Origin of the sequence: Streptomyces sp. NPDC005761 (assembly GCF_040630635.1) — a bacterium.
GTDB lineage: Bacteria > Actinomycetota > Actinomycetes > Streptomycetales > Streptomycetaceae > Streptomyces.
The window spans coordinates 1-22,096 of record NZ_JBEXXX010000017.1 but is presented as its reverse complement, the minus strand read 5'-3'; the positions used below and the strand labels follow the sequence as shown (position 1 = coordinate 22,096).

The window sequence follows — 22,096 nt, the reverse complement described above, 5'->3', positions numbered from 1 at the left end:
CGTCAGATGGAGGTGTTTCGCATGAGCGACATGACGCAGACGTACGACGTGGTGGTCATCGGCGGCGGGGCCGCCGGCCTGAGCGGGGCTCTGGCCCTGGCACGGGCCAGGCGTTCGGTGCTGGTGATCGACGCGGGAAACCCGCGCAACGCACCCGCGTCCCACGTGCACAACTACCTCGGCCGGGAGGGCACCCCGCCCTCGGAGCTGGTGGCGACCGGCCGCAAGGAGGTGGCCGCGTACGGTGCCGAGATCGTCGAGGGTGAGGTCGTCTCGGCCGAGAAGCTGCCGGCCGGCGCCGGGTTCCGGGTCGTGCGGGGGGACGGGACCGCGGTCACGGCCCGGCGCCTTCTCGTCACCACCGGGCTCGTCGACGAGCTGCCGCCGATCCCCGGTCTGGCCGAGCGCTGGGGGCAGGACGTGCTGCACTGCCCGTACTGCCACGGCTGGGAGGTCCGGGACATGGCGATCGGCGTCGTGGCACTGACGCCGATGGCCGTCCACCAGGCGCTGCTGTGGCGGCAGTGGAGCGCCGACGTCACTCTCTTCCTCCACCACGCGCCCGAGCCGAGCGACGAGGAGTACGAGCAGCTGGCCGCGCGGGGCATCGCCGTCGTGGACGGGGAGGTGACCGGGCTGGAGGCCGGCGGCGACCGTCTCACCGGGGTGCGGCTGGCGGGCGGCCGGGTCGTTCCGCGCGAGGCCGTCGTGGTCCAGCCGCGGTTCACGGCGCGCTCCGGGGTACTCGACGGCCTCGGCCTGCACGCCATCCCGCTGGAGATGGGCGGGCACACGCTCGGCACGTACATCGCCGCCGACCCGACCGGGGCGACCGAGGTGCCCGGCGTGTGGGCGGCCGGTAACGTCGCCAGTCTGATGGAGCAGGTCATCGGTTCCGCCGCGGCGGGGCTCAAGGCCGGCGCCGCCCTCAACGCCGACCTCGTCACCGAGGACACCCGCCGCGCGGTCGAGGCCCGCCGCGCGCCCTTCTCGGCGGAGGCCGAGCGCCAGGTCTGCGAGAAGACCCTCGGAAACCGCCGGCACGGACTGCAGGAGACACGATGACGACCGACAGCACCGCCTCCGACGCGGCCGAGGTCTCCGACGCGGAACTCTGGGACGAGCGCTACCGCGAGAGCCACCGGATCTGGAGCGGGAACCCCAACACCGCTCTCGTCCGGGAAGTGGAGGGCCTGACCCCCGGGCGCGCCCTGGACCTCGGGTGCGGCGAAGGGGCCGACGCGGTGTGGCTCGCCCGCTGGGGCTGGCAGGTCACCGCCACCGACATCTCGCGCGTGGCCCTGGGCCGGGCCGCCGAGCACGCCGCCGAGGCGGGGGTCGCGGACCGGATCGACTGGCAGTTCCACGACCTCGGGGCCTCCTTCCCCGAGGGGGAGTACGACCTCGTCTCCGCACAGTTCCTGCACTCGATGGGCGACCTGCCGCGCGAGCAGATCCTGCGCCGGGCCGCGGCGGCGGTGGCTCCCGGCGGCGTACTCCTGATCGTCGGTCACGCCGGCTTCCCGCCCTGGGAGCACGACCACGCGGACATGGAGCTCCCGACCACGGACGAGGTGCTCGCCGCCCTCGAACTGCCCGACGGTGAATGGGACGTGCTGCTCAGCGCGGAGCACGAGCGGGTCCAGCACGACCCGGACGGCAACCCGGTCACCCGTACGGACAACGCGCTGAAGGTGCGGCGACGCTGAATTGGGGGTGAGCTCCGCCGGGGCCGGGTGACGCAAGCCGTCCGGGTCGTTCTCCGGTGCGCGGCGGCAGTCGGCGTCGCGCACCGGGGAGGCCCTCCGGCCGGACAGCACGGTGCGAAGGACGTGTGGTGCGCGGAACGGCGGAGCCGCACAGCGGCATCGACGCGGAGGCCCTGGACGACCGGATCGATGAACTGGCCGGGCTCGTGAGCAGGACGCGATGGGCCGGCGCCATCATCTGCACCGGCATCCGGAGCCGTCCAACGGCACGGTCGATCACCTGTCGGGCAGGATCTCCGGTCAAGGGTGGGGCGCTCCGCCGCTCGTCGGCACGCCCCAGCCACGACGCATGCCGGTCGTGACCGGAGGCACGCGCGGTGTCCGGCTCCCGCGAGCCGAATCCCGGTCTGTGAGGGGCGATTCGAGATGCCCCGCCCGGTCCGCGAGCAGCTCCCGGAAGGCGACGCATTCAGGTCGGGATCTGGCCTATATGGCTTCTAACGTGTTCCTTGACCGGCTGAGCAGGAACGACAGAAGGCAGCGATCATGACCGTCAGCGAGACGACCACCCGCGACGTGGCCGAGGCCCCGGCCCTCACCGGCGAGCGCGCCGATCTGCTGGAGATGCTGGCCAAGCACCGGCATTTCCTCCGCTTCACCACCCGTGACCTCACCGACGAGCAGGCCGGGCTGCGCACCACGGTGAGCGAGCTGTGTCTGGGCGGTCTCATCAAGCACGTCACCGGGGCCGAACGGAGCTGGGCGAACTTCATCGTGGAAGGCCCGTCGGCCATGCCGGACTTCACCGCGATGACCGAGGCCGACTGGGCGCGGCGGGCCGACGAGATGCGCATGCTGCCCGGCGAGACGCTGGCCGGCGTGCTGGGCGCCTACGCGGACGCCGCCCGCCGGACCGACGAGCTGATCGCCACCCTGCCCGACCTGGACGCCACCCAGCCGCTGCCCAAGGCTCCGTGGTTCGAGGGCACCGCGCACTGGTCGGCGCGCCGGGTGCTGATGCACATCATGACCGAGACCGCTCAGCACGCCGGCCACGCCGACATCATCCGGGAGTCGATCGACGGCGCCAAGACCATGGGCTGACCCCGGACCCGGCCGCGCCGTGCGCACACTCCGAGCGCCCGCCGTCCGCCCCGGAAGGGGTGGAAGGCGGGCGCTCGGCGCGGGGTGCTGCGGGGGATCAGGCCTGCGGGGCGGCGGCCTTGATCGCGGAGATGTCGAAGTTCAGCTTGACCTTGTCGCTGACCATCACGCCGCCGGTCTCCAGCGCCGCGTTCCACGTCAGACCCCAGTCGGAGCGCAGGATGTCCGCGCTGCCTTCGAAGCCGACGCGCTCGTTGCCGTAGACATCGGTCGCGGAGCCGTTGAACTCCAGGTCGATGGCGAGCGGGCGGGTGACGTCCTTGATCGTGAGGTCGCCGGTGACGCGGTACTTGTCGCCGCCGAGCTGCTCGGCGGCCGTCGAGCGGAAGGTCATGAGGGGGAACTTCTCGGCATCGAAGAAGTCGCCGCTGACCAGGTGGCCGTCGCGGTCGGCGATGCCGGTGTCCACGCTGGCGATCTTGACGTCGATCGAGGCCGCGGAGTTGGCCGGGTCGCTGCCGTCCAGCTTCAGGCTGCCCTCGTGCTCACCGAAGGAGCCGCGCACGTTGGTGACCATCGCGTGACGGACGGTGAAGCCGATGCTGCTGTGGGCCGGGTCGATGGCGTAGTCACCGGTGAGGGCGGCCAGGGCGGGGTCGACGGCGACAGTGGCGGCGGGGGCGTCGTTGTTCTTGCGGTTGAACAGAGCCATGGCTCCTCCTCGGGGACGTGATCGAGCGGGGCTCGAAGTAGTTGTTTAACCTTCAACGAGATTCACTCTAGACCCATCTTGTTCAAAGTTCAACATCCAGGGTTCCGACTGTTACGGAACGAGGCCCCGGCGCGGTCGCGTGTTCACGCGACCGTCACTGCGGGCCCTCTGGCGGACGCGCGTAGAACTGGGGCACTATCCTCTCTGTCTCATTGTCATGCACAGGAGGAGTCCCCCCATGGTGTCCCGTATGACGCTGCGCCCCGTCCTGACCGCTCTCGCCCTCGTCCTCGGAGTCCTCTTCGCCCCCGGAATCGGTGTCGTCGCCGGTGCGACGGACGCCTACGCCGTCACCAAGCTCACCCACAGCCAGGCGACCGCCAGATTCAGCTCGTCCGGCATCACCTGGTCCTCCTCCGGCGGCTGCTCCAACCGCAACGTCTCCACCTGCACCTCGTTCGACCAGCTCAACCTGCCGACCGCCCAGGGTGCCCAGACCCTCAAGAGCGCCACGGGCTGCGCGCTCAACATCACCGGCGGTACCGAGACCGGGCACGCCAGTGGCACGTACTCGCACTGGAACGGCTACAAGCTCGACTTCGGCAAGACCACCTGTCTCACCAACTACGTCCACGGCGTGTTCAGTTACATCGGTCTGCGCGGTGACGGCGCTCCCCAGTACAAGTCCGGCTCCGGCAACATCTACGCGGACGAGGGCAACCACTGGGACGTGACGTACTACAACTGCGGCGGCTGCTGATCGCTCCGGCCGCCCCGGACGCACGTGTGCCCCCGTCCGCCGGGACGGGGGCACACGTGCGTCGCGGCTCAGGACCCCACGGTCACCGTGAAGCGCCTCGGGTTGCCGTCGTTGGCCGCGCCCGAGACGTCGGGCTGGCCCTCGGGGCGCACGTCGTCGTAGGGGAAGGCGTAGCCGATCGGGCTGTTGGCGTGGACGATGCGCGACCAGTGGTTGGTCACCGCGCCCTGGTAGTAGTCGGCCACCGTGGTGCCGTTGGGCTGGTCGGGGTGGCTGAGCATGATGGAACGGTTGAAGCCGGCCGCGAGACGGGCCAGCAGGCCCTTCTTGTCGTCGGAGTCCGCCGGGTTGTTGGTGAACGGCCCGTGGTTGCAGGTGAAGATGTCCTTGGACACGGGCTTGGTGAACGTGTGCCCGCCGTTGAACGTCAGGGTGTCGCCGCTGACCCGCCCGGTGAAGACCCCGCGTCCGCCCTGCAGGTCGATCCGCAGGTCGGTCGAGCGGTACTTCTCCCAGACCTCGTCGATCTGCGCGGTGAAGAGATCGCGGAAGGGCATCTGGTCCGGCCGGTCGAAGAACGGGGCCATCAGGTTCTGCGGCGAGATGACCCGCAGCACGCTGCCGTCCGAGCCGCGCGTGACCAGCTTGTCCCACGGCTGCCCGTCGGCGGCGGCCTGCGCGGTGAGGCCGTCGGCGATCCGCTGTACGGCGCCGTCGGGGAGCGGGGCCACCGTGTGCGTGGTGTCGCCCTCCAGCTTCAGGCCGATGGGCAGGGCCGTCACCAGGTCGACGTAGCTGATGTTCGCGTACAGCTGCTGCGGGTTGAACGTGAACTCGCAGAACGACCAGGTGCGCCCGTAGTTCGCGTCCGTGGACGTGGCGAAGGCCGGCTCGACCAGCGCCGGGCCCGGGTTGAGATAGAAGTCGAGGGTGTCATCCCGGACGAAGTAGACCCGGGCGCCGTACATCTGCGGAAGTGTCAGGACGACCGGGGCGCCACCCGCCGCGTTCAGCGGGATGGCGCAGTCGACCGGCAGCGGGGTCTGCGGCGCGGCGGGGGAGTCGGGCCGGTAGACACTGCCGTCCGGCCGCAGCAGCACCCAGCGGTCGGTGCCCTGTTCGTGACCGGTGACGTAGGCGTTGACCCGGCCGGGCAGCGAGCGGTTCTCCAGGGCCAGTTCGCAGGTCGCGGCGGAGGCCGACGCGCTCGGACTCAGCGCGCTTCCCCAGAGGGGATAGGTGAGCGCGGTCGCGGAGGCGGCGACGCCGCCGGAGAGGAACATTCTGCGCGAAATCATCAGACGACTCCGGGTGTGTGGGGGGCCGCGGACGGGGTGATCGTGCGGGGAGACGGAGTGGGGGCGTCCGCGGTGCGCACCACTCTCGCGATGCTCGGGACAGTCGTCAAGACTTGTGACTGAGAGCGCTCTCAAAAGAAAGAAGTCTTCACAACTCGACGCAGGTAAACAGTATTTGGCGGGGTGACGGAGGGGCGGGTCGAGTGTTCGTGACCAGGAACTGAACACGGCGGCCGCGATGACCCGCGCACCCGCACTTGGACTAACGCGGCACGGTTGTTGGACTGGAGAGGCCCTCGGAGCCGCACCTCGTTGACGGTGTCACGACACGGCGACTACGCAGAGCACATGTCGCCAAGATTTACTTCGGTGGGCGCCGCAGCCGCCGCCTCAGCAGCCGTCCTGGCTCTGGTCGGGACCGCCCTGCCCGCCTCAGCCGCCGCCCCCGCCCCGGCCGGATCCGCCGCCCCGGCGGACGCCCCCGTCATCGGATCGGCGCAGCTCGCCGTCGCCGTCGCCGACGACTTCCCGCGCGTCCTCACGTACACCGACCGTGCCACCGGAGCCCAACTGTCCGGCAGTACCAGGCCGGTCGCCGCCGTCACCCTCAACGGCACCGCCCACCCCGTGCAGCTCAAGGGCGCCCCGGAGATCACCGCGTCGGCCGCGCGCTACACCCTCGTCTTCGCCGAACTGCCCGGCGTCGAGATCGACGCCTCGCTCTCCGTCTCCGGACGCGCCACCACCTTCGAGGTGACCGCGGTCCGCGACACCGAGGCGTTCCGGGTCGGCACGATCGACATCCCCGGCCACGACCTCGTCTCCGTCGCGAGCACCGATGCCGGAGCCGCCACCGCCTTCACGAAGCTCGACCCCGACTCGACGAGGACCGCCGACGTCTTCGCGAAGGTCACCGACGCCACCAAGGCCGACGCGGCGCCGGTCGGCGGCACCTACGCGATCGTCAACACCGGCTCCCTCGCGGCCGCCGTCGAGTCCAACTCCTCGTACGACAAGCCCTCGGGCGCCACGGGCGGCGACGACGCCCGATTCTGGCACCAGGCCCGCAAGGACGGCGACGGCGCCACCCGCGTCGGCGTCTGGTCCGGTCAGTGGACCTACCGCGGCGCCGGCGCACCGAAGCCGGAGAGCGGGGAGGGCCTGCCCTGGGCGAAGGTCGTCGTCACCCCCGACGCCAACGGCGACAGGACCGTCGACTGGCAGGACGGTGCCGTCGCCTTCCGCTCCATCGGCGTGGTCGCACCGGGCAGCGAGGACACCGCGGACCGAGTGGTCACCCACATCCCGTTCAACTTCGCCAGCCAGGCCACCCACCCCTTCCTGCGCACGCTCGACGACGTCAAGCGGATATCCCTCGCCACGGACGGCCTCGGCCAGCTCGCGCTGCTCAAGGGGTACGCCTCCGAGGGCCACGACTCGGCCCACCCCGACTACGGCGGCAACTACAACAAGCGCGCCGGCGGACTGAAGGACCTCAACGAGCTCCTCGAGGACGGCAAGAAGTGGGGCGCCACCTTCGGCGTCCACGTCAACGCCACCGAGGCCTACCCCGAGGCGAAGGCCTTCGACGAGAACCTCGTCGACAAGACCGCGCCCGGCTGGAACTGGCTCAACCAGAGCTACTACATCGACCAGCGCCGCGACATCAACAGCGGTGACCTGGCCAAGCGCTTCCAGCAGCTGCGGGACGAGACCGACCGCAACCTCAGCATGCTGTACATCGACGTCTACTACACGCACGGCTGGATCGCCGACAAGACCCTCCGGACCCTGCAGGCGCAGGGCTGGAACGTCTCCAGCGAATGGGCCGACAAGTTCGAGCGCGGCTCGCTCTGGTCGCACTGGGCCAATGACCTCGACTACGGCGGCGCGACGAACAAGGGCCTCAACTCGCAGATCATCCGGTTCATCCGCAACGGCGAGAAGGACGTCTGGAACAACCACCCGGTGCTCGGCCAGAGCGCCATCGACGAGTTCGAGGGCTGGACGGGCGAGACCGACTGGAACGCCTTCTACGACAACATCTGGCAGCGCAACCTGCCCGCCAAGTACCTCCAGCAGCAGAAGATCACGCGCTGGGACGGCAACGACATCACGTTCACCGGCGGGGTGAGCGGCACGGTCGAGGACGGGAAGCGGACCTTCTACGACCACGGCCGCAAGGTGCTCAGCGGCACCGACTACCTGCTGCCGTGGGACGGCGGCAAGAAGCTCTACCACTACAGCGAGTCCGGCGGCACGAGCACCTGGGCGGTCCCCGCCACGGGCGCGTACACGGTCTACGAGCTCACCGACAACGGCCGGGTCAGGACCGGTACGGTCCGTCCCGTCGGCGGGAAGATCACGCTGAAGGCGAAGGCCGGGCAGCCGTACGTCCTCTACCCGGCCAAGGCGCCGAAGGCCGCCGACCCCCGGTGGGGCCAGGGCACGCCCGTCGCCGACCCCGGCTTCAACGACAGCGGGCTGGGGGACTGGTCGAAGACCGGCACCGCCGCCCGCGACACCGACGACCAGGGCCGCAACAGCGCGAAGCTCTCCGGCACCGGCGCCGCCGCGGTCTCCCAGCGCATCGCCGGACTGACGCCCGGCGCGCGCTACACCGCGTCCGCTCTCATCGAGGTCCAGCCCGGCAGGACCCGGCACACCACGCTGACGGCCGGCGGGAAGTCCGTCGCCGTGGACCGCTCCACCGCTAAGGACTACGTCGCCGCGTCCGACTGGCACGGCACGTACTTCCAGCGGGCGAAGGTGAACTTCACCGCCCCGGCGAACGGGCGCACCACCCTGCGCATCGAGGCCGCCGACGGCAGCGCGGCGACCGTCCGCGCCGATGACGTACGCGTCGTCGCGAACGCCCCCGCCACGAAGAAGAACACCGTCGTCCACGAGGACTTCGAGGACGTCGACCAGGGCTGGGGCCCCTTCCTCAAGGGCGACGCGGGCGGCTCCACCGACCCTCGCACCAGCGTCTCCCAGCTGCACGCCCCGTACACCCAGGCCGGCTGGAACGGAAAGCTCGTCGACGACGTGCTAGGCGGCAAGGAGTCCCTCAAGGCCCACGAGGAGAACACCGGACTCGTCTACCGGACCGCCCCCTGGACCGTCCCGATGACCGGCGGCCACCGCTACAAGGTGGAGTACGACTACCAGTCCAGCCACGCCGGGGCCTACGCATGGGTCGACGGATACGACCGGATCACCGCGGACGGCACCCCCGACTCCGTCGAGACCCGGACCACCGCGATCGGCGCCCAGCACACCACCGGGCACTTCACCGAGACCGTCACGGCGGGCTGCGGCGACACCTGGACCGGGCTGCGCAAGCGTGGCGACGCCCCCGACGGCGCCGACTTCGTCCTCGACGGCTTCACCGTGACCGACCTGGGCGCGGCCCCCGCCGGTGAGCAGGCCGCCTGCGGCACACTCACCCTCGACCCGGTCGCCGAGACCCTGGAGCCGGGCACGGCCAACACCGTGACGGCTGACTTCACCAACTACGAGGACACCGCGGCCACCGGCGTATCGGTGCAGCTCACCCTCCCCGAGGGCTGGACGGCCGAGCCCGCGGAAGCCGTCACCTTCGACGCGGTCGCGCCCGGCGCCGAGGTCACCGCGAGCTGGCAGGTGACCCCGCCGGTGGACGCCGAGTACCGCACGTACCCGATGAGTTCCGAGGCCTCGTACACGGTGGGCGGCGCGCAGCGGACCCTCGGTGCGCAGACGTCCGTACGGACCCTGCCGCCGCCGCCCACCACCGACAGCTGGGCCAGTGACGTGGACTGGACCGCCACCTCGAACGGCTGGGGCCCGGTCGAGCGCGACCTCTCCAACGGCGAGACCGGCACCGGCGACGGCACCGCGCTGACCATCGGCGGCACGGTGTACGAGAAGGGCATCGGCAGCCACGCGCCGGCGAGCATCCGCTACTACCTGGGCGGGAAATGCACGTCCTTCACCGCCGAGGTCGGGGTGGACGACGTCCAGAAGAGCGCCGGCAGCGTGCAGTTCTCCGTACAGGCAGACGGTACGGAGAAGGTGAAGTCGCCGGTCCTCAAGGCCGCCGACGCCGCGTGGTCGCTGTCGGCGGACGTCACCGGCGCCAAGTACGTCGAGCTGATCGCCGGTGACGGCGGCGACGGCAACGGCAACGACCACGCCGACTGGGGCAACGCCCGCTTCCACTGCGGAGGCTGAACGGCTCCACGACGCGGGGGCGGGTCCGGCAGCGGACCCGCCCCCTTCCCGCACACGCAACCCCGTGTTAGACCAACCACCGCCAGGTCTGTACCACTTGCCCACCGGAGGTAGCCCCGTGTCACTCCTGCCCGCCTGGTCCCGCCGTGCCTTTCTCGCCACCGGCGGTGCCACCGCACTCGGACTGGCGCTCGCCCCGACGGCCCGTGCGGCACAGGACGAGTTCGAGACGCTCCGGCTGCGCTGGAACGACCTCTCGCTCGGCACCGGCTACGACCCCGCCACCGAGCCGTACGCCTCCAAGCTGGCCGAGACCGGTGAACTCGCCGCGGACTTCCGTTCGACGATGGCCTCCGCCACCGGCTCCCTCTGGCCCGGGCACACCTTCGACCCGCCGTCCGGCATCACCTGGAGCTACGGCCGGCTGTGGACGATGACCCAGGCGTACGCCCAGCAGGGCACCGGCCACACCGGCGACGAGGGCCTCCTCACCGACATCCTGCGGGGACTGGACCACCTCTCCGCGACGGTCTACAACACCACCACGGTCCGCTACGGGAACTGGTGGGAGTGGCAGATCGGCAGCCCGCGCCTGCTCATGGACATCGTCGCCGTCCTGCGCCCCCACCTCGGCGAGGAACGGGTCGCTGCCGCCTGCGCCGCCGTCGACCACTTCATCCCCGACACCATGCTCACCGACTACAGCGGCACCTCGACCGGCGCCAACCGCGTCGATCTGTGCCGCTCCGTCACCCTGCGCGGCATCCTCGGCCGGGACGCCGCGAGGACCGCGCTCGCCCGCGACGCGCTCTCACCCGTCTTCCCGTACGTGACGAAGGGCGACGGCCTCTACGCCGACGGCTCGTTCGTCCAGCACACCTGGGTCGCCTACTCGGGCACGTACGGCCAGGTCATGCTCGACGGCCTCGGCCGGCTCTTCGCCCTTCTGGCCGGATCCACCTGGGAGGTCACCGACCCCAACCGGCAGATCATCCTCGACAGCGTCGAACACGCCTACGCGCCGCTCATCCACGACGGCCTGATGATGGACAGCGTCAACGGCCGCGCCATCAGCCGGGGCCTCCTCAAGAGCGACGAACGCCGGATCATGCGCAGTGACCACTTCCACGGCCAGGGCCTGATCGCCGCCGTCGCCCTGCTCGCGGGCGGCGCGTCCGCGGCCGAGCGCGACCGGTGGAACGGCATGGTCAAGGGCTGGATCGAACGGGACACCGTCAGCCCGATCCTCGCCGCCCCGCAGCTGGGGGTCGCCGACCTGTCCCGCCTGCAGGCAGCGGCCGCCGCCCCCGTCCCGGCCGCGCCCGAACCCGTCGGCCACACCCTGTTCGCCGCGATGGACCGAGCCGTGCACCGCCGCCCCGGCTGGGTCGCGAACCTCTCCATGGCATCGGAGCGGATCAGCTCGTACGAGTGCGGCAACGGCGAGAACCCGCGCGGCTGGCACACCGGGGCCGGAATGCTCTACTGGTGGCAGGGCCGGGACGGTGGTGACCAGTACACGGACTGGTTCTGGCCCACCGTCGACTGGTACCGGCTGCCCGGCACCACCGTCTCCACCAAGCGCCTCGCCGACCGGGCCGGCGGCGAATGGGGCGAACCCCGCCCGGCCGTACGGTGGGTCGGCGGCACGCACGACGGTGAGTTCGCCGCCGTCGGACAGCATGTGAAGGGCCTCGGTTCCACCCTGGAGGCCCGCAAGTCCTGGTTCTGCGCCGCCGATACGGTCATCTGCCTCGGCGCGGGCATCACCGCCACCGACGGGGTTCCCGTCGAGACCGTCGTCGACAACCGCAACCTCGGCCCGGCCGGCAGCCAGCGTCTCACCGTCGACGACCGGGAACGCCCCCGCTGGGCCCACCTGGAGGGGCACGGTGGCTGGGTCCTGCCCGGGGGCGCCGCCCTGCACACCCTGCGCGAGGCCAGGACCGGAGCCTGGTCCGACATCAACACCACCAGCGCCACCGAGCAGCAGACCCGGCACTGGCAGACCCTCTGGCTCGACCACGGAACGGACCCCACCGACGCCGGCTACCTCTACCTCCTGATGCCGGGAGCCTCCCGGCGCACGGTCGCCGCCCGTGCGGCCGACGGCCACTGGCTGACGGTGCTCGCCAACACCGCCGCCGTGCAGGCCGTCGCCGTGCGCTCGCTCGGACTGACCGCCGCCAACTTCTGGCAGCCGGGTACGGCGGGGCGGCTCTCCGCGACCGGGCCGGCCGGCGTGCTCGTACGCGAGGGCAGGAGCACGACGGCCGTCCGGGTCAGCGGGCCCGACCGGAGCGGCACCCCGTTCGAAGTGGTCTGGGACCGGCCGGTGCGCCAGGTCGTCTCGGCGGGCCCGGGCATCGAGGTCCGCGCCACGGGCCGACGGCTCGTGCTCGGCGTGGACCCGGGCACGGCGGGGGCCACCCTGTGGTGCGACGTCCGGTGACCCGTTCGGACCGGAGTGTGTGCGGAGTCTGGGAAGGGTGGCTGTTGCACGCGTACTCTCGAGCGTTATGGGGGAGTTGAGAGCGGACTGGCGGCTCCGGTTACGCCGCGGAGGTGTGGACGGACCGGTGTGCGGGGCCGGAGTGCTCCTCACCCAGGACCGGATGCTGACCTGCGCCCACGTCGTCGGGGAGCCGGACACCCGCATGTGGGTGGAGTTCGCCGAGAGCCCCGGCATCCCGCCCGTCGGCGCCCGGGTCGCGCCGGACGGCTGGCTGCCGGGAGCGAACGGGGCCGCCGGTGAGGACATCGCCGTACTCGCGCTGGACAGCCCGCGCCCGCAGGCGGCGCCCGCGCCACTGGGACGGCGGCTGGAGCGGGGCGGCGAGGTGTGGATCGGCGGGTACTCCCAGAGCTTCGACGACGGGATGTGGCTGAGCGGCCGCATCAGCGGACTGCACGGCGACTGGGTGCAGCTCGACGCCGGGACCAACGCGGAGGTGGTGCGCCCCGGCTTCAGCGGCGCCGCCGTCCAGACCCGGGGCGAGCGGCCGGGGACGGAGGAGGTCGTCGGCCTGGTGGTCAGCTGGCGCGGCGATCTGGAACTGGCCCCGCCCACCGAGAACGACCTGGCGTTCTCCTACATGATCCCCGTCGACCGCATCGCCGAACTCGTCCCGCTGGTCGCCGAGCTGAGCGGCCCCGACGGCTGGGACCGGGCGCTGGAGCGGAGGCTGAGGCAGTGGTTCGCGGGCGGCGATGAGCCCGCCGTGCGGTTCGGCGTCGTCGCTCACGGCAGCGGCCGCGACCGCGCCCTCCAGCACCAGCTCCACCGGGCCCACCTGGTCTGCCGGGGCGGTGTCACCCGGCCCGAGGAGCTCGTCGAGACCCTGGTGGCGCAGCTGCGGCCGCCCCGGTACCAGCGCAACGCCTACCGCGACTGGCTGCTGGAGGGCGGCAACGTCCCCGACCGCTCGGAAGGCGGCAGGCCCGCCGGATCGGGGCCGGTGCTCGCCGTGATCGGTCTGGACGAGGATCCCGACCCCGGGGCTCTGGTGCGGCTGCTGACGCGCGTCAGGACGCTCGGGTTCCGGCTCCTGGTCGTCTTCCGCCGTGCCGACGGCGAGGGGCTGGCCGAGGTGGCGCGGCAGCTGCTGGTGCCCGCGCTGGAGGAGCAGGCGGAGACGCTGGTGCGCCGGGTCGAGCGCATCGAGGGGGAGTGGGCGGGGCTGCGGGGCATGGTGGACTCGGCCTCACTGGTCCCGCGCCCCGCGGTCGACGCGGCGGCTCGTCGCCACCGGCTGCGCGAACTGCGGCTGCTGGCCGACCCGCAGGACCGGCTGACCGAACTGAAGCAGCTGTTACGGGAGTTACGCGACGACCTGGGCCGGACGGAGGGGCCCGGGCGGCCCCCTCTTCCCGGCCAACGGCCCGGACGCGGCCCGGCGGAGCGGCGCCGATGAGGATTCCGTGCCCGCACCGCCGCTTCACCGGTGCTCCCTGCGGCGGAGCCGTCGAGCCGACCGGCTACTGCGACACCTGCGGCCGCGAGGAGAGCGCGCCGGGACTGCCACCGCTGCCCACCGCCCCCGAGCGGCACGGCCCCGCCGGACTGCTCGAACTGCCGCTGCTGGACCCGGGCAGGCCGGCCGAGCGCCTCGCAGCCGCCGAGCAGCCGGTGCGCATCGTGATGACGTGCTCGGCCGACGCGTGCCGCACCTCCTTCGTCCCGCCGCACACGGCGGCCCCGCCCCCGGACGAGGGGTACTGCCCGCAGTGCGGCGCCCCGTACTCCTACCGCCCCGAGCTGACGAAGGACGGGCCGCCGCTCCAGGACCAGTACCGGATCCGGGGTCCCATCGCCCACGGCGGCCAGGGCTGGGTCTACCTGGCGGAGGACACCCACCTGGAGGACTTCGTCGCGGTCAAGGGCCTCCTCAACCGGTACGCGGAACGCGGCGCCGTGCAGGCCGGTGAGGAGCGGCGCAGCCTGGTCGCCATCCGGCACGAACGCATTGTCCAGATCCGTGACTTCGTCAGTACGCGCAACGCCGACGGCACCGTCTCCGGCGGCTACATCGTGATGGAGGACGTCGGCGACCGGACCCTGACGGCAGTCGTCGAGTCGACCCGCCAGGGCGCCTTCGTCCTCGACATCGAGCACGTCATCACCTACGGCTGCCAGATCCTGGAGGCCCTCGCCCATCTGCACGGCATGGGATTCCTGTACGGCGACATGAAGCCGTCCAACGTCATCCACCACCTCGACGGGATCAAGGTCATCGACCTCGGCGGGGTCCGCAAGGCGGGGTCCGTCGATCCGCCGCCCGTGATCACCCCCTGGTTCGCGGCACCCGAGATGGACGGGACGGGCCCTCTCACCGTCGCCCACGACGTCCACACGGTCGGCGTCACCCTGGCCGAACTGGCCGGCTGGGCGGTCGGCGACGACGTGCCGGGGCTCGGTATCAGCTCCTTCCGGCTGGCCGTGGAGAGGGCCACCGCCCACGACCCGGAACACCGGTTCGGCTCGGCGGACGACATGGCGGGCCAACTGCGCGGGGTGCTGCGCGAGATCCGGGCCCTGCGCGGCAAGCGCGACCAGCCGGAGCCCTCCGCCTACTTCACCCCGTCCACCGAGCTGCTGGGCGCGCGCCTGGGCTCGGTGCCCGACTACGCCCACTGGCTGCGCCGCCCGCTGTACGGCCGCCGGGACACGCCCCCGGCGCCCGCGCTCGACTCCGGGCTGCCCACCCCGACCGAGATCGCCCGCAGACTGCCCGTGCCCCGGCCCTATCCGCGGGACCCGCAGGCCGCCCGGTTCGGGGTCAGCAGCTACGACCCCGGACAGCCGCTGACCCAGCCCGCCCAAGGGGAGCGGTCGGTGGAGATCTGCCTGCACAACGCCCGGCTGCTGCTCGGCCAGGACGGCGAGGAGGCACTGGCCGCGGCCCGGGAACAGGTCCAGGCCGCCGCCGCGATACCGGGCCCGGGGCCGGTCCGGCAATGGCGGCTCAGCTGGCACTGGGGGCTCGTCGCCCTGCGCAGCGCCGATGTGCTGCACGACCGGCAGCCCATGCTCGAAGCGGCCCTGGAGCACTTCTCCGCCGTACACCGTGCCCTGCCCGGTGAGTACGCGGCCAAGCTGGCGCTGGCGTACAGCGCGGAACAGCTCGGCGACGACCGGCCGGCCGCCGCGGGCCCCTCGGCGTACGAACTCTTCCGGGCCGTCCATGCCCGTAACCCCTCGCACGTCGGCGCGGCCCTGGGACTGGCCAGGCTCGCCCTGGCGCGCGGTGACCGGGCCGCGGCGACGGAGGTCCTGGACCTGGTGCCCGACGAGTCGCGTGACCACACCGTCGCCCGGATCGCCGCCCTGCGCATCAGGGCGGCCCGGCTCGCGACGGGGGACCGGCCGCTGCCCGTGGAGGCGGAGATCGACGCCTGTCTGACCGCGCTCGTGCCGCAGCCGGGCACGCCGTCCCCCGTGGTCGCGGGCGACGAGGCGGCATGGCTGCTGCGGACCGAGCTGTACGAGTGGAAGCTCGACGCCGTCCGTGCCGCGGGCCGGAACGCACGGCCCCGGGGCGGCCTGCTGAGGATCGGGCTGCCGCCCCCGCCCGTGCCCGGGGAGCGGGCGGTGCGGACGGAGCTGGAGCAGTGCTACCGCTGGCTGGCCCGGCAGCGGCAGGGACCGGCCGAGTACGAGCGGCTGATCGACCTGTCGCACGCGGTCCGCCCGCAGACCCGCTTCTGACGGCCGTGGCCCATGGGCCCGCCGACGCCGCACACCCCCCGTCCGAAACCCCTGGAGGCTGTCCCATGGGCGTTGACGCCCCGTCGTCCGGGCTGGAGTTCAAGGTGTCCCTGGACACCCGGCGCGACCAGCAGCCGCACCACGACGCCCGGATCGACGCCCACCTGCGGGTCAAGGCCATCGGCGTCGGCCCCCGCGACGAGGTGCCCGCCGTCGAACTCGCCGTCGTCATCGCGCTGGACGTCGCCGCCGTGCGCCGCGAGGCCGCGGCGGCCGCCCTCGCCGCCGCACTGCGCGCCCTGCCCGACGGTGTCTCCTTCGCCGTCCTGGGCGGCGTCGACGAGAGCGGGGAGCCGACGCGCTGCTACCCGCTGCGCGGCCGATGGGCACTGGCCGACACGATGGAGAAGCGCCGTGCGGCCTTCAGCGCGGGCCGGATCGCCCCGGCGGCGGACGGCCGTCCGCCGCCCGGCTATCCGGCCTGGCTCGCCGCCGCCCGCGAACTGCTCGCCGAACGCCCGCTGCCGCTGCGGCACCTGCTGCTGATCACCGATGGCAGTGGCGGGGACCCGGCGGACGACGCCGGGCCGGGCGGGCCCGGCGCGTTGCGGGAGGAACTCGCCTCCTGCGCACACGCGTTCACCGCGGATGTGGTGGCGGTCGGCGGGGACTGGGACCCCGCGCCGCTGCTCGCCGTCGTCGAGAGCCTGCACGGCACCGCCGAGCACGCCCCCGACCGGTTCGCCCCGGCGGTCACCGGGGCGCTGCGACGGCTGCGCCGGGTCCGCAGCCCCGAACTGCCCGTCGTGGTGACCGTACGTCCGGCGGTGCGCGCGGTGGAACTGACCGAGACCGCCCCCCGTCAGCAACGCCTCGAACCGGCCCCCCGCCGGCAGGAGCAGCCGCCGTCGCCGCACCGGATCGCATTCCCCACCCACCAGTGGGAGCCGGGCACCCGCGACTACCTCCTGACCGTGCACGCCGACGCGAGCACCGACCCGCTCGGCGTGCTGCTGCAACTGGCCACCGTCTCCGTCGGGGACGCCACCGCAGCACTGCTGGTGCGCTGGCTGCCGCCCGGTGTCGCCGTGGGCGCGGGGGCGACCGGCGGCGGGGGCGGCACCCTCCAGGCGATGAACGCCGCCACCCAGATGCGGACCGCCCTCAACCGCGGATACGCCGCACTCGACCCCATGAGCCGCGGCGAGGCCGAGGCGCAGTTCGGCCTCGCGGTCCGGCTCGCCAACGAGATCGGTGCCGCCTGGGTCCTCCAGGACGTGCGCCAGGTGGCCGACATCGTCGACGGCCCGCGCGGAGTGGTCCGGGTCGGCCCGACCGTCGACCGCGGCACCGTGCGCCGGGGACAGCTGCACATCGCCTCGGGCCACGGGCTGGAACTGCCCGGTCACACCACGGCGAAGAAGCCGGTGAAGTGCCCGCACTGCCGCCATCTCGCCGGGCCCCACGCCCGGTACTGCATTGCCTGCGGAAGGAGCCTGTGATGCCCTCGCCGATCCGGTGGACGCGCGCCTTCCGGACCCGACGCCGTACGCACTCACGCACGAGGCGGCTGCTGGAACGGCATCTGGCCGTCCTGGTGGTGACCGCGCTCGTCTCGATGACCGCCCTGCTCGTCTCCTACCGCGAGGTGCAGAACGCCGCCGGCGAGATGCGCACCCGCGGCGCCCCCGCAGTCCAGGGGGTCGCCGCCACCCAGCTCGCGCTGCTGCGCGCCCACGAGGAGGCGAAGAGCTCCCTCGACAACGGGATCGACGAGGTGGTCGGTGCCGGAGCGGGGTACGAGACCCAGCTGGCCGCCGCCGACCAGGGCCTCTCCCGGCTCTCGGACGTGCAGATCGACGGGGAACGTGGCCGCGGCGTCCTCAATACGGTCAACGGTGTGCTGACCTCGTACAGCACCTCCATCACGCCCGGCGCCGTCAAGTACGTGCACGACGACCTGATGCAGCGGGAGAAGTTCGGAGAGGCCCGAACCCTCCTCGAACGGCCGGGTACCGGGGTCGTGCCGCGCCTGGACGTCCTGCAGGAGCACCAGATGCGGCGCGTGGACCGGGTCAGTTCACTCGGAGCGCTTCAGCGCACCGGCTGGGCCGTCGCCGAACTGGGCCTGCTGGTCCTGGCCCTGACCTGCCTCGGCGCCCTGTGGGTGCTGCGCACCCGTTGCGGACGCAGCCACGACCCCTGGCTGCTGGCGGCGCTGTTCGTCACCGTCGCGCTCGCCGTCGTCCCGCTGTGGGCCACCGTCCACACGCAGGAACGGCTGGACACGGCCCGCCACCGGCTGGTCGCGATCGACCGACAGGCCCAGGACCACACGAACCTGACCGACTCCCAGACGTACGTCACCGACAAATCCGCCGCCCTGCGCGACCGGCTGGCCGCCCACAGCTGGCAGAGCTGGACGTACTACGGAGCGCTGGGCGGCGGCGCCCTGACCGTCCTGTTGCCGGCCATCGGCATCGTCCGGCGCCTCAACGCCGACTACTGGAGGGCCGGATGAACCCGTGCGCCCGCGCACTCCTGCTCGTGCTGACCCTGCTCATGACCGCGGCCGGCTGCGGACTCGCGGCCCCCGGCGGCAGCGACGCGGAACCGGAGGTGACGATCCTCGGCCCGTGGACCGACGCGCAGGAGGAGCGGTTCAAGCATGTCCTGGACGGCTTCGGCATCCCGTACACCTACCAGGGCACCGCCGCGACCCGCGAGGTGCTGCTCGCCGAGGTCCAGGCGGGCGACCCGCCCGACATCGCGATCCTGCCTGGCGTCGGCGAACTCGTCGAGTACGCGGACGAGGGCCGGCTGCGCTCCCTGGAGGGGCTGTACGAGCCCGAGGAGTACGGCAATCCGTGGCAGCCCGAGGCTCAGGACATCGCCGACGATCTGTGGGTACCGCTCAAGGCCGACCTCAAGTCCATCGTCTGGCACCGCGAGGGCACGGCCCCGGGCCGCCGCCCCGCACCGCTGGCCTCGTGGTGCATCGGCATGGGCGACGACGGCGCCTCCGGCTGGCCCGGCAGCGACTGGATCGAGGACCTCATCCTCCAGCGCGCGGGCCCGGTGCTGTACGCGCGCTGGGCGACCGGTGACCTGGACTGGACCGACGACCGCGTGGTGGCCGCCTGGACCACCTGGGCCGGGATGCTCGCCCGGGACCCGGACCGGGCCGGCGACATGCTGCTGGCCGACCACCGCGGACCGGCAGGGGGCCAGGGACTGCTCTTCGGCGGCGGCTGCGACCTGGAGCACCAGGGCTCCTTCGCCCGCGCCTTCTACGGCGACGACAAGGACCGGGCCACCTTCGTGGACTCGGCTCCGCTGCTGCCCGGCGGCCCCTATACGGTGAAGGCCCACGAGGTGTCGGCCGACTTCGCGGCGCTCTTCGGCCGCAGCGGCCCCGCCCGTGAGATGATCCGACGGCTCGCCTCCCGGGACGCCCAGGAGGAGTGGGGCCGCACGGGAGGGGTGTTCTCGGCCAACGCGGCCGTCCCGCCCAAGAAGGGCGCGGTCGACAAGCAGGTGAGCCGCCGCTTCGCGGACCAGCGGGTGCCGCTCTGCCTGGACGCGTCGGACGTCATGCCGGCAGCGGTGCGGGACGCGTTCTACGAGGCCGTGCTGCTCACGATGGCGCACCCGGCGGAGCCGGTACGGTCGAGGCTGGCGGACATCCAGAAGGTCCAGGACGCCCAGCTCCCGGACACCCCCCGGCTGACCGGGGTGTGCGGCAGACCACAGTGAGCCTTTGTGGGACTTCCACAAAAGGGGGCGGGTGCGGGCTGGTACTTCGCCTGCATGGCCCAAGGCTTCTGTCAGGCTCCACCAGGAAACCGGGCAGGAGACTGTACGGAGTCGACGGCAGGGTTTTCTGGGTGGTGTTCGTAGGGTCGATACATGACCGTTGTGGACGAAACCCAGGGCGAGCCGAGCGACACCCGTGGTCGTGTGGCGGAACTGCTGGCGCTGCGCGAGCAGGCCCGGCGCGGACCGAGTGACCGGGCGACCGAGGCGCAGCACGCCAAGGGCAAGCTGACGGCGCGCGAGCGCATCGACCTGCTCCTGGACCCGGGTTCGTTCAAGGAGGTCGAGCAGCTGCGCCGGCACCGGGCGACCGGTTTCGGCCTGGAGGAGAAGAAGCCCTACACCGACGGTGTCATCACGGGCTGGGGCACGGTCGAGGGCCGTACGGTCTTCGTCTACGCACACGACTTCCGGATCTTCGGCGGCGCGCTGGGCGAGGCCCACGCCACGAAGATCCACAAGATCATGGACATGGCCATCTCGGCCGGTGCTCCGCTGGTCTCGCTCAACGACGGCGCCGGCGCCCGTATCCAGGAGGGCGTCTCCGCCCTCGCCGGCTACGGCGGCATCTTCCAGCGCAACACCCGGGCCTCCGGTGTCATCCCCCAGATCAGCGTGATGCTCGGCCCGTGCGCGGGCGGTGCGGCCTACAGCCCCGCCCTCACGGACTTCGTCTTCATGGTCCGCGAGACCTCGCAGATGTTCATCACCGGACCGGACGTCGTCAAGGCGGTCACCGGCGAGGAGATCACGCAGAACGGCCTCGGTGGCGCCGATGTGCACGCGGAGACCTCCGGCGTCGCGCACTTCGCGTACGACGACGAGGAGACCTGCATCGCCGAGGTCCGCTACCTCATCGGGATGCTGCCCTCGAACAACCGGGAGAACCCGCCCGTCGTGTCGAGCGACGACCCGGCCGACCGGCGCGGCGACGTCCTCCTGGACCTGGTCCCGGCCGACGGCAACCGCCCGTACGACATGCACAAGGTCATCGAGGAGCTCGTCGACGACGGCGACTACCTGGAGATCCACGAGCGCTGGGCCCGCAACATCATCTGCGCGCTGGCCCGGCTGGACGGCAAGGTCGTCGGCATCGTCGCCAACCAGCCGCAGGCCCTGGCCGGTGTCCTGGACATCGAGGCGAGCGAGAAGGCCGCCAGGTTCGTCCAGATGTGTGACGCCTTCAACATTCCCATCGTCACTCTTCTGGACGTCCCCGGCTTCCTGCCCGGTGTCGATCAGGAGCACGGTGGAATCATCCGGCACGGCGCGAAGCTGCTGTACGCCTACTGCAACGCGACGGTGCCGAGGATCTCGCTGATCCTGCGCAAGGCGTACGGCGGTGCCTACATCGTGATGGACAGCCAGTCCATCGGTGCGGACCTCACCTACGCCTGGCCGACCAACGAGATCGCGGTGATGGGCGCCGAAGGTGCCGCCAACGTCATCTTCCGTCGGCAGATCGCCGACGCCGAGGACCCGGAAGCCATGCGGACCCGCATGGTCAAGGAGTACAAGGCCGAACTGATGCACCCGTACTACGCCGCCGAGCGCGGCCTGGTCGACGACGTCATCGACCCTGCCGAGACCCGCGAGGTCCTGATCGCCTCGCTCGCGATGCTCCGGTCCAAGCACGCCGACCTGCCGTCCCGCAAGCACGGCAACCCCCCGCAGTAGTCCGCGGCCCCGCAGCAACCCTGCAAGGCCCCCGCGAAGACCTGCCGAGTAGACGGAGAGACATTCATGAGCACTGCCACCGAGTCCGTGCTGCGCGTCGAGAAGGGTCTGGCCGACCCCGAGGAGCTGGCCGCCATAACGGCGGTCCTGCTCGCCCGCGCGGCCTCCCGGCCCGCCGACGCCCCCGCCCACCTCGGCCGCAACACCGCGGGCTGGCGCCGCCTGGAGCGCACCCCGGGCTTCCGCGCCCCCCACAGCTGGCAGGGCTGACCCCCGGCCGCCGGCCCCGTCGAACCCGTCCGGCGACTTGAGGACACGGCACGGCCCAAGGCCCGGCACACCACACGAGAGGCCCCGCACTCCACCAGGAGTGCGGGGCCTTGCGTGTACGCGGGGCGCGGGGCCCGGGAGGGCCCTACCGCAGGCGCGCCATCAGCGCGTGCTCCACCAACGTGATCAGCGCGCTCTTCGCGTCCGCCCGGTGCCGCGCGTCCGTCGTCAGGATCGGGGTGTCGGGTCCGATCTGGAGGGCTTCGCGGACTTCGTCGGGGGTGTAGGGCTGGTGTCCGTCGAAGCCGTTGAGGGCGATGACGAAGG

At 72.1% G+C, this 22,096-nt stretch carries 15 protein-coding genes and 1 pseudogene; 13 read left to right on the top strand and 3 right to left on the bottom strand.

Annotated elements, in window-relative coordinates; genetic code table 11:
- The first annotated feature begins 21 nt into the window (after window positions 1-21).
- The 3 genes from ABZ434_RS17795 to ABZ434_RS17785 all read left to right on the top strand — a co-directional run bounded on the left by ABZ434_RS17795 (window position 22) and on the right by ABZ434_RS17785 (window position 2,813).
- Window positions 22-1,065: an NAD(P)/FAD-dependent oxidoreductase gene (locus ABZ434_RS17795; RefSeq protein WP_359137045.1), complete on the top strand. Its 1,044-nt coding sequence runs from the start codon at window positions 22-24 to the stop codon at window positions 1,063-1,065.
- The gene (locus tag ABZ434_RS17790) at window positions 1,062-1,709 is read left to right on the top strand and encodes a class I SAM-dependent methyltransferase (RefSeq protein ID WP_359137042.1); all 648 of its coding nucleotides are present in this window, start codon (window positions 1,062-1,064) and stop codon (window positions 1,707-1,709) included. Before ABZ434_RS17795 ends, ABZ434_RS17790 begins: the two co-directional genes overlap by 4 nt.
- A gap of 546 nt (window positions 1,710-2,255) precedes the next feature.
- On the top strand, window positions 2,256-2,813 hold the full coding sequence (locus tag ABZ434_RS17785; protein WP_359137039.1) for a DinB family protein: 558 nt from the start codon (window positions 2,256-2,258) through the stop codon (window positions 2,811-2,813).
- A 97-nt stretch (window positions 2,814-2,910) separates the two neighbouring features.
- Here the strand turns inward: ABZ434_RS17785 and ABZ434_RS17780 are convergent, their stop codons facing one another.
- A complete protein-coding gene (locus ABZ434_RS17780; protein WP_359137036.1) occupies window positions 2,911-3,525 on the bottom strand; it encodes a YceI family protein in 615 nt (204 codons plus the stop codon).
- 238 nt (window positions 3,526-3,763) lie between these two features.
- On the opposite strand from ABZ434_RS17780, the gene ABZ434_RS17775 reads away from it, so the two are divergent.
- Window positions 3,764-4,285 carry a hypothetical protein gene (locus ABZ434_RS17775; RefSeq protein ID WP_359137033.1) on the top strand — a complete coding sequence of 174 codons (522 nt, stop codon included), beginning with the start codon at window positions 3,764-3,766 and terminating at the stop codon, window positions 4,283-4,285.
- A gap of 68 nt (window positions 4,286-4,353) precedes the next feature.
- On the opposite strand, the gene ABZ434_RS17770 is transcribed toward ABZ434_RS17775, so the two are convergent.
- Window positions 4,354-5,583, bottom strand: a complete 1,230-nt coding sequence (locus tag ABZ434_RS17770) for a glycoside hydrolase family 64 protein (RefSeq protein WP_359137030.1) — start codon at window positions 5,581-5,583, stop codon at window positions 4,354-4,356.
- Between the two features lie 348 nt (window positions 5,584-5,931).
- Here ABZ434_RS17770 and ABZ434_RS17765 point away from each other — a divergent pair, with 348 nt between their 5' ends.
- The 9 genes from ABZ434_RS17765 to ABZ434_RS17725 all read left to right on the top strand — a co-directional run bounded on the left by ABZ434_RS17765 (window position 5,932) and on the right by ABZ434_RS17725 (window position 21,769).
- Window positions 5,932-9,798 (top strand): endo-alpha-N-acetylgalactosaminidase family protein, encoded by a 3,867-nt coding sequence (locus ABZ434_RS17765; protein ID WP_359137027.1) that lies wholly within the window; start codon window positions 5,932-5,934, stop codon window positions 9,796-9,798.
- 184 nt (window positions 9,799-9,982) lie between these two features.
- On the top strand, window positions 9,983-12,250 hold the full coding sequence (locus ABZ434_RS17760) for a polysaccharide lyase 8 family protein (protein WP_359137304.1): 2,268 nt from the start codon (window positions 9,983-9,985) through the stop codon (window positions 12,248-12,250).
- Between the two features lie 67 nt (window positions 12,251-12,317).
- On the top strand, window positions 12,318-13,712 hold the full coding sequence (locus ABZ434_RS17755; RefSeq protein WP_359137022.1) for a serine protease: 1,395 nt from the start codon (window positions 12,318-12,320) through the stop codon (window positions 13,710-13,712).
- Window positions 13,709-16,006 carry a tetratricopeptide repeat protein gene (locus tag ABZ434_RS17750; protein WP_359137020.1) on the top strand — a complete coding sequence of 766 codons (2,298 nt, stop codon included), beginning with the start codon at window positions 13,709-13,711 and terminating at the stop codon, window positions 16,004-16,006. Before ABZ434_RS17755 ends, ABZ434_RS17750 begins: the two co-directional genes overlap by 4 nt.
- Before the next feature lie 65 nt (window positions 16,007-16,071).
- Window positions 16,072-17,508 carry a zinc ribbon domain-containing protein gene (locus ABZ434_RS17745; RefSeq protein ID WP_359137017.1) on the top strand — a complete coding sequence of 479 codons (1,437 nt, stop codon included), beginning with the start codon at window positions 16,072-16,074 and terminating at the stop codon, window positions 17,506-17,508.
- Window positions 17,508-18,527, top strand: a complete 1,020-nt coding sequence (locus ABZ434_RS17740) for a hypothetical protein (RefSeq protein ID WP_359137014.1) — start codon at window positions 17,508-17,510, stop codon at window positions 18,525-18,527. Before ABZ434_RS17745 ends, ABZ434_RS17740 begins: the two co-directional genes overlap by 1 nt.
- A complete protein-coding gene (locus tag ABZ434_RS17735; protein ID WP_359137011.1) occupies window positions 18,524-19,762 on the top strand; it encodes a carbohydrate ABC transporter substrate-binding protein in 1,239 nt (412 codons plus the stop codon). The genes ABZ434_RS17740 and ABZ434_RS17735 overlap by 4 nt, the downstream gene beginning before the upstream one ends.
- Window positions 19,763-19,915: 153 nt before the next feature.
- Complete coding sequence (locus ABZ434_RS17730; RefSeq protein ID WP_359137008.1) at window positions 19,916-21,499, top strand: acyl-CoA carboxylase subunit beta; 1,584 nt, start codon at window positions 19,916-19,918, stop codon at window positions 21,497-21,499.
- 66 nt (window positions 21,500-21,565) lie between these two features.
- Complete coding sequence (locus ABZ434_RS17725) at window positions 21,566-21,769, top strand: acyl-CoA carboxylase subunit epsilon (RefSeq protein ID WP_359137005.1); 204 nt, start codon at window positions 21,566-21,568, stop codon at window positions 21,767-21,769.
- Between the two features lie 145 nt (window positions 21,770-21,914).
- On the opposite strand, the pseudogene ABZ434_RS17720 reads toward ABZ434_RS17725, so the two are convergent.
- A pseudogene (locus ABZ434_RS17720) lies at window positions 21,915-22,096 on the bottom strand (ATP-binding protein); the annotation flags it as partial.

Bases quoted from the DNA above. Each gene is read 5' to 3' on its own strand.
- ABZ434_RS17795 (WP_359137045.1), top strand. From the start codon at position 22: ATGAGCGACATGACGCAGACGTACGACGTGGTGGTCATCGGCGGCGGG.
- ABZ434_RS17790 (WP_359137042.1), top strand. From the start codon at position 1,062: ATGACGACCGACAGCACCGCCTCCGACGCGGCCGAGGTCTCCGACGCG.
- ABZ434_RS17785 (WP_359137039.1), top strand. From the start codon at position 2,256: ATGACCGTCAGCGAGACGACCACCCGCGACGTGGCCGAGGCCCCGGCC.
- ABZ434_RS17780 (WP_359137036.1), bottom strand. From the start codon at position 3,525: ATGGCTCTGTTCAACCGCAAGAACAACGACGCCCCCGCCGCCACTGTC.
- ABZ434_RS17775 (WP_359137033.1), top strand. From the start codon at position 3,764: ATGGTGTCCCGTATGACGCTGCGCCCCGTCCTGACCGCTCTCGCCCTC.
- ABZ434_RS17770 (WP_359137030.1), bottom strand. From the start codon at position 5,583: ATGATTTCGCGCAGAATGTTCCTCTCCGGCGGCGTCGCCGCCTCCGCG.
- ABZ434_RS17765 (WP_359137027.1), top strand. From the start codon at position 5,932: ATGTCGCCAAGATTTACTTCGGTGGGCGCCGCAGCCGCCGCCTCAGCA.
- ABZ434_RS17755 (WP_359137022.1), top strand. From the start codon at position 12,318: ATGGGGGAGTTGAGAGCGGACTGGCGGCTCCGGTTACGCCGCGGAGGT.
- ABZ434_RS17750 (WP_359137020.1), top strand. From the start codon at position 13,709: ATGAGGATTCCGTGCCCGCACCGCCGCTTCACCGGTGCTCCCTGCGGC.
- ABZ434_RS17745 (WP_359137017.1), top strand. From the start codon at position 16,072: ATGGGCGTTGACGCCCCGTCGTCCGGGCTGGAGTTCAAGGTGTCCCTG.
- ABZ434_RS17740 (WP_359137014.1), top strand. From the start codon at position 17,508: ATGCCCTCGCCGATCCGGTGGACGCGCGCCTTCCGGACCCGACGCCGT.
- ABZ434_RS17735 (WP_359137011.1), top strand. From the start codon at position 18,524: ATGAACCCGTGCGCCCGCGCACTCCTGCTCGTGCTGACCCTGCTCATG.
- ABZ434_RS17730 (WP_359137008.1), top strand. From the start codon at position 19,916: ATGACCGTTGTGGACGAAACCCAGGGCGAGCCGAGCGACACCCGTGGT.
- ABZ434_RS17725 (WP_359137005.1), top strand. From the start codon at position 21,566: ATGAGCACTGCCACCGAGTCCGTGCTGCGCGTCGAGAAGGGTCTGGCC.